We start from the raw sequence: 12473 nt of genomic DNA on the forward strand, positions 1-12473 counted from the left end.
ATGTGGTTACAATAGCAGAGAGGATACACCTGTTCCCATTCCGAACACAGAAGTTAAGCTCTCTAGCGCTGATGGTACTTGGTGGGAAACTGCCTGGGAGAGTAGGACGTAGCCACGTAATTTTTTTATTTTTTGTTGTCAAGTTTCTTATTTTCAAATTTCTTATTAAAAAAACATAAGTCTGTTATAAATGCTTTATATAAACACATATAATATTTTAAAGAGTTTTTTATAAATTAATTCTTATAATGTAGGATGTGAGGTTTTATAGGTATGTACTTTTAAATAAGAAAGGAGATAGATAAGTGGGTGTCTGTAATCAATAGTTTTATTTTACAATATGGATTAATATCTGTATTTGTATTAATTATGATTGAGTATGCTTGTTTTCCATTACCTAGTGAAGTAGTTTTGCCACTTTGTGGTGCTATTGCAGCAAGAAATCATTTTGGTTTTCTAACTATTTTAATTTTAAGTATAGTTGCAGGTATACTTGGTTCAATATTTTGTTATACAATAGGTAATTGGGGAGGAAAATCTATCATAAATAAGATAGTAGAGATATGTCCAAAGGCAAAAAAGGGAATTTTTACATCACAAGATTATTTTAACAAATACTCTTCTATTTCTGTTTGTGTATGTAGATTAATTCCTCTATGTAGAACATACATATCTTTTATAGCAGGTATTGCAGGTCAGAATATTATAACTTTTATTGTATCCTCTATTGTGGGTATCACCATATGGAATACTTCGTTAATTAGTATTGGGTATATTTTTTCAGAGAGTTGGGTAAAAATAATGTCACATTATAATGATTATAAATTTATGGTTCTAATTATACCAATAGCTATAATTATTGTTGGTTTTGCTATTAAGTCACATATACATAAAAAACACAATAGAATAAGATTATAAAAATATATATGGACAGCCCTTTTTGTAGAATACAGAAAGGGCTGTTATTAATTTATAAAATTAATTTTAGGCTATATCCTTTTGTGCTAAAATGGTGTTAAGAAATAAAACAAATACTATTTTATATAAAAGGGGTAAGGATATGGATATAATAGATAACTTAAGGATACAAGGGGTAGATGAGAAACTTATTGAAGATGTATTGCATTTCAGAAATTATTATGGCTTAGAAAAAGATTTAGAATACAGAGTAACAAAATCTAAAACTTATTTTTATGGTAAAGAGATATTATCTATGTGTATAACAGCTATTTTAGAAGAAGAAAATATTTTATTGTCAGGGCCAAAGGCAACAGGGAAAAATTTACTTGCTGATAATTTAGGCGAGATATTTAATAGACCCCAATGGAATACCTCGTTTCATATAAATACAGATAGTTCAACACTTATAGGTACAGATACATTTATAGATAACGAAGTTAAACTTAGAAGGGGTTCAGTTTATGAGTGTGCTGTTAATGGAGGATTTGGGATATTTGATGAAATTAATATGGCAAAAAATGATGCCATAGTTGTAGTTCATTCAGCCTTAGATTATCGTCGAGTGATTGATGTGCCAGGTTATGAGAGAGTTAATCTGCACCCAGCAACAAGATTTATTGGAACTATGAATTATGAGTATGCAGGAACAAAGGAACTTAATGAAGCTCTAGTTTCTAGGTTTATGGTAATAGATATTCCTCCTGTAGAAGAGGAGAAGTTAATGATGATTTTGAAAAATGAATTTTCAGATGCTGATGAAGAAAAATTAACACAATTTGCAGGGATATTTTTAGATTTACAATTAAAATCTCAAAATGGTGAAATATCTAGTAAAGCTATTGATTTAAGAGGTCTTATGGCATCTCTTAAAACTATAAGAAGAGGATTAAAGCCAACTCTTGCAATTAATATGGGGCTTACAGGAAAGACTTTTGATATATATGAAAAAGAAATGGTTGGAGATGTAATTAAAACAAGAATACCTAATAAATGGGAGAGTGCAGATATATTTCCAATAAGTCATATTTAATATAGGTGAGATTATGAAATGGATATATGATGATTATGAATTTGAAAATAGAGCAAATAACTTATCTTGGACAATAGCTGGTGATTATAACGAAAGTATAGATATATCAGAAAAAGATTATTCCTCAAAGGAAATAGGCCTATACTTTGCAATAATTGCAGGAGCTAGAAGAAAATATGTAGACTGGGATATAGTTAAAAAATACCTCACAAATAGAATACGAAAAGGATATGATAAGGATGTTATATTAGGTCTAATTCAAGTTATACTAAATACAATTGTTGAAGAAAAAGCTATTAAAGATAGACCTGGAATAGAAGATATTAGAAAAAGAGCATATAAAGATATTGTTTCACGTTTTACCAAGATATACAATAACAATATGATGGACAAGATTAAATATGCATTTGTACTTTATAGCATGGATAAACATCCAGCATTAGATAGTATAACTAAAAGAATAGTAAATGATATAAGGCTTATAGATACAAATCAGGATATTATGGAGATTTTAAAGGCATTAGATGTTATATATTTAACTTATTTTGAATATATATTGAATAGTGAAGAAAATAATTCTACATATGATGAAAACAATGTAAAAAATGTTGAAGTAAACTTTGATACGTTTGCTGATTTTATGTATGAAGAACTATATAGCGATGAAGATGAAAATATCGTTGAAAGTGATATAGATTCAATCTCCTCATCAATGCTTATAGAGGGAGTAGGAGACTTTGACAATTCTCAAGCTAACAATTCAGCAGATAGAGTTATATATGTTGATGAAGAGACTGTAAATAAAATATACACTAAAATAGAACATTACTATGGGAAAACTTATTTAAGTAAGGGTGAAATTAAAAAGCTTGAAACACAAAATTGTAGAAACGTACATGAAGGATGTAGAATTCACTTCACAGATGGTGTTCTTAGAAGTGAATGTAATAATGTTTTTCAGCTAAAATATGTGACAAGACAAAAAGAAAATAATTTAGGCAAATTTAGAGAACATGCTAGGATGTATAGACAACAAATAAAGCGATTAAAAGAAAGCCTTTCTAGGATTTTAGTAGAAGAAAATGCTAAAAATAGAGTATATTCTGATTGTGGTACTATATTAGCAAATAGAGCCTGGAGAGTTGGAAGGAGTAATAATAATAAAATATTTTATAAAGATATAGAAAATGAAAAAGGAAAATATGTTATTGATATATTGTTGGATGCAAGTGGTTCTCAAAGTAGAAACCAAGGAAATGTAGCAATTCAAGCTTACATAATTGCAAATGCTTTGACGGAAGTTGGAATACCAAATAGAGTTATGGGTTTTTCTAGTTTCTTAGATTATACGATATTAAAAAGATTTAAGGATTATGATGACAGTATTAAAAATAGTGAAAACATCTTTGAATACTTCTGCGCTGGTAACAATAGAGATGGTTTAGCTATAAAATCTATATGTAGTGGTTTGATAAATAGAGATGAAGAAAATAAAATTTTGATAGTCCTTAGTGATGGAAGACCAAATGATGTAAAGATAGGAAAAAACAGTGAGAGAACTTTAAGAGGTGAAAAAGCTTATAGAGGTGTTGTTGGTTTAAGAGATACAGCTAATGAAGTAAGAAAAGCTAGGAAACAAAATATATTAGTATTAGGAGTATTTACAGGCAAAGAATCAGAACTTGAAGCTGAAAGATTAATCTATGGAAATGATTTTATATATTCAAGAGATATAACTAGATTTTCTGATGTAGTTTCAATGTATTTAAAGAAAATAATTAGGAATTAATAGATTTATAAAAAAGAATTTATATACATAAAAATATAAAAATGAATAAAATTTGTAAAAAATGTAGAAATTTTCACAGAAAAGGTATACAATGATTTATATAGAAAATGAATTAAAAATAAAGTAATATTAAAAATTAAATATATAATATTATAGGTTCTTTAAGCAAGATTAATAGGGAAGAAGGTTAAATTCCTTTACAGCCCCCGCTACTGTGATGCAGACGAAACTTTTGTTAGCCACTATGATAATATGTTTTTATATTTCATGGGAAGGAAGAGGAGTAGGATGAAGCTAAGTCAGGAGACCTGCCTAAAATATTAAAGTGATTTCTTCGGGGATGGAGAAAGTTTCTTATAATAATTATACAGATATGTTTATTTTATGTGTTTGTATTTAGATTGTCGAAAATTAGAAGCCTAGCCATCGAGTTAGGCTTTTTTATTTTGCTATAATGAAGGATACATGTATTATTCATATTTTAATTATTAGAAAGGGAGAGAGGGGATACTCAAATGAAACAAAATATCAAATTAGGGGTTATAGCTGCACTTATGTTAATAATTTTAACTCCAGTTACATCAAATGCAATGCATATAATGGAAGGTTACTTACCAGTAAAATGGTCTATAGCATGGGGAGTTATATTTATACCATTTTTCTTAGTGGGATTAAAATCAATAGGTAAAATAGTAAAGCAAGACCCTAAGAAGAAAGTTTTATTAGCTCTATGTGGAGCATTTGTCTTTGTATTATCAGCATTAAAAATACCTTCAGTAACAGGAAGTTGTTCACATCCTACTGGAGTAGGTCTTGGAGCAATAATGTTTGGACCAAGTGTAATGTTTGTTCTTGGAACTATAGTTTTAATATTCCAAGCATTATTACTAGCACATGGTGGAATAACTACTTTAGGAGCTAATGCTTTTTCAATGGCTATAATAGGGCCAATTATATCATTTTTAATATTTAAAGCATTAAAGAAAAAGGATGGAAATAATGCTATACCAGTATTTCTTGCAGCAGCAATAGGAGACTTAGCCACATATACAATAACTTCAATACAATTAGCACTGGCTTTTCCAGACCCATCTGGTGGAGTGATGGCTTCAGCAATTAAATTCTTAGGAATTTTCTTTATGACTCAAATACCAATAGCAATAGCAGAAGGTATCCTTACTGTAATTGTATATAATTTAATTACAGAAAATGGAGAAAAAAGCATACTAGAAAATAATGATAAAGGAGTTAAAGCTAATGAGTGCTAAAACAAAAACAAAAACTAACATATTATTACTTTTATTAGTAGTAGCTCTTATTATATTCCCATTACTTGTAAATTCAGGTGCTGAATATGGAGGAGCAGATGGTCAAGCTGAAAGTGAAATTACTAAGATAAATCCAAATTATGAGCCTTGGTTTAGTAGCCCATATGAGCCACCAAGTGGAGAAATAGAGAGTTTATTATTCTCTGCACAAGCAGCTTTAGGTGCAGGTGTAATAGGATACATATTAGGTATTCAAAAAGGAAAGAGAAGTTAATTATGCTTATAATTGATAAATATGCATATACAAATAGATTGAGTAAAGTAAATCCAAATAAAAAAGTAGCCATAGGAGCAATTTTTCTAATTGCTTCTATGGTAATAAAAAATGTATTTATCTTAAGTGGAATTATGATTTTAATGAGTATTTTAGTTGTTTGTGTAGCAGGGATAGATTTAAAAAATTATTTGAAATTACTTCAAATACCAATGTATTTTTTATTTCTTAGTATAGGTATAACTCTTGTAAATATATCTTTTAATAAAGTAGATTTACTATATAGTTTTCAATTTTTTAGTTTTTATATAGGAATATCAAAGGCATCTATTGACATGTCTATTCATGTGTTATTTAGAGCTATGTCTTGTTTAACTTGTGTGTATTTTTGTATACTTACAACACCTTTTAATCAGTTAATATTTTTCTTCAAAAAATTGCATTTACCAGACACCTTTGTTGAATTATCAATGTTAATATATAGATTTATATTTATATTTTTAGAAGAATTTTCAGAGATATATAAATCACAAGAACTAAGATTTGGGTACATAAATTTAAAAACTTCATATAAATCTTTAGGGATTCTTGGAAGTATGCTGTACAAAAGGCTTATGACAAGGTATGATGATATGTGTATATCATTAGACATAAAATTGTATGATGGTAAATTTCACATAGTAGGGGATAATGATGTTTAAAATAAATAATTTAACATATCAATATGAAAAAAATGCTAGTGCATTATTGAACATTAATATGGATTTCTCAAAGGGAAATGTTATAGGTATAATAGGCTCAAATGGTTCAGGAAAGTCAACTTTATTTATGAATTTAATGGGAATATTAAAGCCTACATCTGGAGAAATACTTTTCAAAGAAGAAAAGTTAAAGTATGATAAGAAGAGTTTGTATAATCTTAGAAAGAATGTAGGGATTGTTTTTCAAGACCCAGAAAAACAAATATTTTACTCAAAAGTATATGATGATATAGCATTTGCGATGAGAAACATTGGGATGGATGAAAAAATTATTAAAGAGAGAATAAACAAAGCTTTGATAGCTGTTAATGGAATAGATTTTATAGATAGGCCAGTACACTTCTTAAGTTATGGTCAGAAAAAAAGAGTAGCAATTGCATCAGTTATAGCAATGGAAAATGAAATTATATTGCTTGATGAACCTACAGCTGGATTAGACCCAGTAAGTACTAGGTCTATTGTAGATATAATAAAGGGATTAGATAAAAATAATATAAAAATAGTAATATCCAGTCATGATATGAATTTAATGTATGAAATATGCGATTATATATATGTACTGGATAAGGGAATTTTAATTGATGAAGGAAATGCAGAAAGTGTATTTGTAAATGAGAACAATATTATACAAGCTGGATTAGAATCTCCATGGTTAGTAAAGGTACATAAAAATATGAATTTACCTTTATTTAAGAAAGAAGAAGATTTGTATAAGTACTGGAAAGAAAGAGACTTAGTACAAATAAATAATTAAGCCCTAAACCTATTTTAAAAAAATAGATTTATATAATAACCCTTAACCTAGACCCCTTAAAGGTGCCTTATGATTCCCCAAATCATAAGGTTATTTTTTTTATAGATATAAAAATAAATTTTATAAGTAAGTGTTATCTAATTGTTAAAATTTGACAATAATCTATTAATATAATACATAATTATAATTTGAAGTAATTCATATTTTAGATTAAAATATATTTATGGCTGTTAACAGGAGGAGAAATATGAATTTAGATACATTAAATCCTGCTCAAAGAGAAGCAGTAGAAAAAACTGAGGGTCCAGTACTTATATTAGCTGGTGCTGGCTCAGGTAAAACTAAGGTACTAACAACAAGAATAGCATACCTTATGGAAGATAAAGGTGTACAAGCACCTAGTATATTAGCTATAACATTTACAAATAAAGCTGCAAATGAAATGAGAGAAAGAGTCGAACAAAATATAGGTTCGGAAACTAAGGAAATGTGGATAAGTACATTCCATTCTTGTTGTGTTCGTATACTTAGAAAAGATATAAATAAAATTGGTTACAATAGAAGTTTTGTAATTTATGATGCTGCAGACCAAGTAACCTTAGTCAAAGATTGCCTTAAAGAATTAAATTTAAGTGATAAAGTATTTGAACCAAAGGCCGTTATAAGTGCTATTTCAGGAGCAAAAGATAAGCTTTATACACCAAAGCAGTTTAAAGATATGAATATGTCGGATAATAGAATGGTTAAAATTGCAGATATTTATGCATTATATCAAGACCGTTTAAAGAGAAATAGTGCACTTGATTTTGACGATTTAATACTTAAAACTGTAGAACTTTTTAAGGCTAATGATGAAGTATTAGCTTATTACAGAAGTAGATTTAGATACATAATGGTAGATGAGTATCAGGATACGAGTAAAGCTCAATATGAGCTAATAAAATTATTAGCTAGAGAACATCAAAATATCTGTGTTGTTGGAGATGATGACCAAAGTATTTATGGATGGAGAGGCGCAGATATAAGAAATATACTTGAATTTGAGAAAGATTATGATAATGTACATGTTGTGAAACTAGAACAAAATTATAGATCAACACAAGTAATATTAGATGCAGCTAACAAAGTTATATCAAATAACATAGAAAGAAAAAGAAAGAAACTTTGGAGTGAAAAGAAAGAAGGAGAACTTATAAAGATACAACTAACTGGTAGTGAAATAGAAGAAGCTGATTTTATAGCTGACTCAATTGCACAAATAGCTAGAAAAGAGAATAGACCATACAAAGATTTTGCAGTACTTTATAGAGCAAATGCACAAGCAAGACCTGTAGAAGACGCTTTAAACAGAAGTCAAATACCATATAATATATATGGTGGTACAAAGTTTTATGAGAGAAAAGAAATAAAGGACTTAGTAGCGTATTTAAGAGTTATTCAAAATCCACAGGATGACATATCTATAAAAAGAATTATAAACGTTCCTAGAAGAGGTATAGGGCTTAGAACTATAGAAAAAATTGAAGATAGAGCCAATCTGAAACAAGAGAGTATATATTCAGTTTTAATTGATATAGAAACAAACTCTGATATATCTACAAAAGCTAGAGCAAGTATAAGTGGATTTGTTGATATTATAGGTACACTTAGAACTATAAAAGAAGTCTATCCTGTTAGTAAGTTAATAGAAAAAGTTTTAGATACTACAGGATATATGGATGAACTTGTAGATATAAAAAATAAAAATGAAAAAGATTTAACTGGTAAAGGTGAAGAAGCTCAAGATAGAATTGATAATTTAAGAGAATTTATATCTATAGCACTAGAGTTTGAAAGTAGTAGTGATGACACTTATGAAAATAAAGATTTAGAGACATTTTTAACTAGTATAGCACTTACATCCGAATCTAATGATGAAGAGGACAATGATAGAGTTTCTCTTATGACAATTCATACATCTAAAGGATTGGAGTTTCCAGTTGTATTTTTAACAGGGATGGAAGAAGGACTATTTCCTATATCAAGAGCTATAAAGTCTCTGAGTGAATCTCAAATAGAAGAAGAAAGAAGGCTTTGTTATGTTGGTATAACTAGAGCTAAAGAAGAGTTATACATGTCACTAACTGAAAAAAGAACGCTATATGGTAAAACAAATGTTGCAATAGCTTCAAGATTTATGGAAGAGTTACCAGAAGAATGTATAGAAAGATTGTACAAAATGAAAAAAGAATTAAGTTATTCTAAAGCAAGTTATAATATGTTAGATAAATATACTAAAAAGTATATGAATACTATAAGTAAATCTAAAGTTGCAGATAATGTTAATGCTACAATAAAAGATTCAAATAAAGAGACTAATCCAGAAGACATAAAGCTTGGTTCTAAAGTACATCATCCTAAATTTGGGGTTGGAACAGTCGTGTCTATAACTGGAACAGATGTTACTATAGCCTTTGATAAGCAAGGAATTAAAAAAATAAATAAAGAATATACAACACTAGATATTTTATAATGGAGGAAAATTAGGAATGGATAGTATAAGCTTTGCTAAAAATTTAATAGATTTCATATACGATAGCCCATCATCTTTTCACGCAGTTGATAGTGCTAAAGAAGTTTTAGATAAAAATGGATTTGAAGAGTTAGCTTTAAATAAGAAATGGAATCTAAGAGTAGGTGGAAAATACTACGTGACTAAAAATTTATCTGCTATAGTAGCTTTTGTAGTTAACTCAGATAATATAGAAGAAGGTGGGTTTAGAATAATAGGTTCTCATTCAGATTCTCCTACATTTAGTATTAAGCCAAATGCAGAAATAGAAGCTGAGAAAGCTTATTTGAAGCTGAATACAGAATGTTATGGAGGAGCAATATTAAGTACATGGTTAGATAGACCACTTGGTATAGCTGGAAGAGTAGTCTTAAAAGGAGATAGTGTACTTAAGCCAAAGGAAAAACTTATCGACTTTAAAAAACCAATTTGCATAATACCAAATCTAGCTATACATTTGAATAGAAGCATAAATGATGGTCATTCATATAATAAGCAAAAAGATATGTTACCTCTAGTTGGATTATTAAACGATACATTAGAAAAAGATAACTTTCTTTTAAAACAAATATCATCTAATTTAAATGTAAAAGTGGAAGATATAATAGACTTTGATTTGTTCTTATATGAATTTGAAAAAGGAAGTTTAATAGGGGCTAATGAGGAATTTATATCTATTGGAAGACAAGATAATCTTGCAATGGTACATGCTAGTTTAAATGCTTTAGTTGATGCTAAAGGACAAAGTGGTGTAAATGTAATGGCTGTATTTGACAATGAAGAAGTTGGAAGTTCTACTAAACAAGGTGCAGATTCAAATATGCTATTAAATATATTGGAGAGAATATGTTTATCAATAGGGAAAGATAGAGAAGGATTTTTTGAGGCTATTTATTCGTCTTTCATGATATCATCAGATTTAGCTCATGCTATTCATCCAAATACTCCAGAAAAACATGACCCAACCAATAAACCAGTTATGGGAAAAGGGCCTGTTATAAAGATAAATGCAAGTCAAGCATATACAAGTGATGGATATTCTATAGCTGTTTACAAAAATATATGTAAAGAAGCTAATGTCGAGTATCAAGAATTTGTAAATAGGTCAGATGAGAGGGGTGGAAGTACTATAGGTCCAATATCCTCTACTCATGTAGATATACCATCTGTGGATGTAGGAAGTCCAATTTTAGCAATGCATTCTATAAGGGAATTAGGTAATGTTGAAGACCATTATAGTATATATAAAACATTTAGTAAGTTTTTTGAAATATAAATATAAGATAAACAATTTGGAGATGAAACTATGAAACTAGGACTATGCTTAGAAGGTGGAGGAGCAAAGGGAGCTTACCAAGCAGGGGTAGTTAACGCTTTGTATGATAATGGAATAAATCATTTTTATTCAATTTCAGGAACATCAATAGGAGCAATAAATGGATATTATTTATACACAGGTAATGTTGATAACTTGAAAAAAATGTGGACAAATATAAAAGATATCCAGAACGGAAATGTGAAAATAGTAAATAATACTGTGGATAATTCTCCAGCTATAGATAATCTGAGAGAACTAGATAGTAGTAAAATAGAGAAAATGAACTTCTATGTTAACTATGTAGAAGTTAATAATAAGGTAGTATCAGAAAAGGTTGTAAATGTGTCAAAAATGCCTAAAGACGAAGCAATTTTAAGCATTTCATATAGTGGATTGTTACCATCAAATCCAAATGCTACTCTTGGATTTAAAGAACAATTTATGAAGGATGTGCAAGATGGTATTTATGATGGTTTTAAATTGGATGGAGGTCTAATTAGGAGTGCGTTAATTGAGCCTTTAATTGTGGATAATGTGGATAAAATTATTCTGATATCCACAAAGTATAATTATGATTTACCAGATGACATCAAAAAAATATATAATGAAGATAAAATAATAGTAGTTAGACCTAACACTCAATTTGCACCTAAAGATACTCTTAACTTTGATGATGAGTTTTGTAAAACTATATATCAAGAAGGATATGAAATAGGAAAAAATATACTTGCTAGAGTTTAATTTAGAGTATAATATAATAAATGTAATTGTGTAATTTAATTAATAAAAAGGAAGGTAATAAATCATGGAAAATAAAAATCCTATAGTAACTATAGTAATGGAAAATGGAAAAGAAATAAAAATTGAGTTGTACCCAAATATAGCACCAAATACAGTTAAAAATTTTGTATCATTAGTAGATGATGGATATTATAATGGAATAACATTTCATAGAGTAATACCAGGATTTATGATACAAGGTGGATGCCCAAATGGTACTGGAATGGGTGGTCCAGGACATTCTATAAAAGGTGAATTTAGTGGAAATGGATTTACTAACAATTTAAAGCATGAAAGAGGCGTTATATCAATGGCTAGAACTATGGCACCTAATTCAGCTGGTTCTCAATTTTTTATAATGCATAAAAATTCACCACATTTAGATGGTCAATATGCAGGTTTTGGTAGAGTTATAGAAGGTATGGATACAGTTGATGAAATAGCATCAGTTAAAACAGGAGCAGCGGACAAGCCACAGACTCCGCAAGTTATGAAAGCTGTAACTGTAGAAACTTTTGGAGTAGATTACTCAGACGTTGAAAAAAACTAGGACACAGATAAAAGAAAAAATATATACAACTTAAAGATAAAGTGAGATGTTATTATATTTTCTAGAGAATATAATAACATCTCACTTTTTAATTTATTCTATTATACTTTGTTTTACTGAAATTTAATTATCTATTAAATTTTTATTATACTAAATAACTCCAGTAATCTTATCAGAACATCATCTTAAAGTATTATAGAAAAATAATTATATTAAATTATTTATGATTAAGTTTTTAATATATAATATATTAAAATAAATATAGAAGATAGATGGAAAACATTTATTTTAACATTTTTTAAAGCTATTTTAGCGATTTTATTTAAGAAAAGAAAGTTATTTGTATATTTTTATTTAAGAAAAAACATTATAATGGTAATATATTCTATTTACAATTTCATAACTTTGGTTTACAATAATAGAGACAATAAATCCTAA

At 28.5% G+C, this 12473-nt stretch carries 11 protein-coding genes, 1 rRNA gene and 1 riboswitch; all 12 genes read left to right on the top strand.

Annotation, left to right across the window (positions count from 1 at the left end; all coding sequences use genetic code 11):
- Window position 1 precedes the first annotated feature (1 nt).
- The 12 genes from rrf (at window position 2) to IC218_RS17920 (ending at window position 12035) form a co-directional block, all read left to right on the top strand.
- A 5S ribosomal RNA gene (gene rrf, locus IC218_RS17865) occupies window positions 2-118 on the top strand.
- 191 nt (window positions 119-309) lie between these two features.
- On the top strand, window positions 310-918 hold the full coding sequence (locus IC218_RS17870) for a DedA family protein (RefSeq protein ID WP_227483401.1): 609 nt from the start codon (window positions 310-312) through the stop codon (window positions 916-918).
- A gap of 142 nt (window positions 919-1060) precedes the next feature.
- The gene (locus tag IC218_RS17875; RefSeq protein ID WP_227825088.1) at window positions 1061-1990 is read left to right on the top strand and encodes an AAA family ATPase; all 930 of its coding nucleotides are present in this window, start codon (window positions 1061-1063) and stop codon (window positions 1988-1990) included.
- Window positions 1991-2003: 13 nt separating this feature from the next.
- On the top strand, window positions 2004-3779 hold the full coding sequence (locus IC218_RS17880) for a nitric oxide reductase activation-like protein (RefSeq protein WP_227483399.1): 1776 nt from the start codon (window positions 2004-2006) through the stop codon (window positions 3777-3779).
- Window positions 3780-3916: 137 nt separating this feature from the next.
- Window positions 3917-4110, top strand: a riboswitch (cobalamin riboswitch).
- Window positions 4111-4294: 184 nt separating this feature from the next.
- Window positions 4295-5047: an energy-coupling factor ABC transporter permease gene (locus IC218_RS17885; protein WP_227435530.1), complete on the top strand. Its 753-nt coding sequence runs from the start codon at window positions 4295-4297 to the stop codon at window positions 5045-5047.
- Window positions 5037-5321, top strand: coding sequence for an energy-coupling factor ABC transporter substrate-binding protein (locus IC218_RS17890; protein ID WP_227435527.1), 285 nt, complete (start codon window positions 5037-5039; stop codon window positions 5319-5321). The genes IC218_RS17885 and IC218_RS17890 overlap by 11 nt, the downstream gene beginning before the upstream one ends.
- Before the next feature lie 2 nt (window positions 5322-5323).
- Window positions 5324-6022, top strand: a complete 699-nt coding sequence (gene cbiQ / locus IC218_RS17895; RefSeq protein WP_227483398.1) for a cobalt ECF transporter T component CbiQ — start codon at window positions 5324-5326, stop codon at window positions 6020-6022.
- Entirely contained in the window at window positions 6015-6836 is an 822-nt protein-coding gene (locus IC218_RS17900; protein ID WP_227435523.1) for an energy-coupling factor ABC transporter ATP-binding protein, read from the top strand. Before cbiQ ends, IC218_RS17900 begins: the two co-directional genes overlap by 8 nt.
- Before the next feature lie 247 nt (window positions 6837-7083).
- Entirely contained in the window at window positions 7084-9348 is a 2265-nt protein-coding gene (locus IC218_RS17905) for a DUF3553 domain-containing protein (RefSeq protein WP_227435521.1), read from the top strand.
- A 16-nt stretch (window positions 9349-9364) separates the two neighbouring features.
- Window positions 9365-10663, top strand: coding sequence for a M18 family aminopeptidase (locus tag IC218_RS17910; RefSeq protein WP_227825089.1), 1299 nt, complete (start codon window positions 9365-9367; stop codon window positions 10661-10663).
- 30 nt (window positions 10664-10693) lie between these two features.
- On the top strand, window positions 10694-11446 hold the full coding sequence (locus IC218_RS17915) for a patatin-like phospholipase family protein (RefSeq protein WP_227435517.1): 753 nt from the start codon (window positions 10694-10696) through the stop codon (window positions 11444-11446).
- A gap of 64 nt (window positions 11447-11510) precedes the next feature.
- Window positions 11511-12035 (top strand): peptidylprolyl isomerase, encoded by a 525-nt coding sequence (locus tag IC218_RS17920; protein ID WP_227825090.1) that lies wholly within the window; start codon window positions 11511-11513, stop codon window positions 12033-12035.
- Window positions 12036-12473 lie beyond the last annotated feature (438 nt).

This window comes from Clostridioides sp. ES-S-0005-03, assembly GCF_020658455.1.
Lineage (GTDB): Bacteria > Bacillota > Clostridia > Peptostreptococcales > Peptostreptococcaceae > Clostridioides.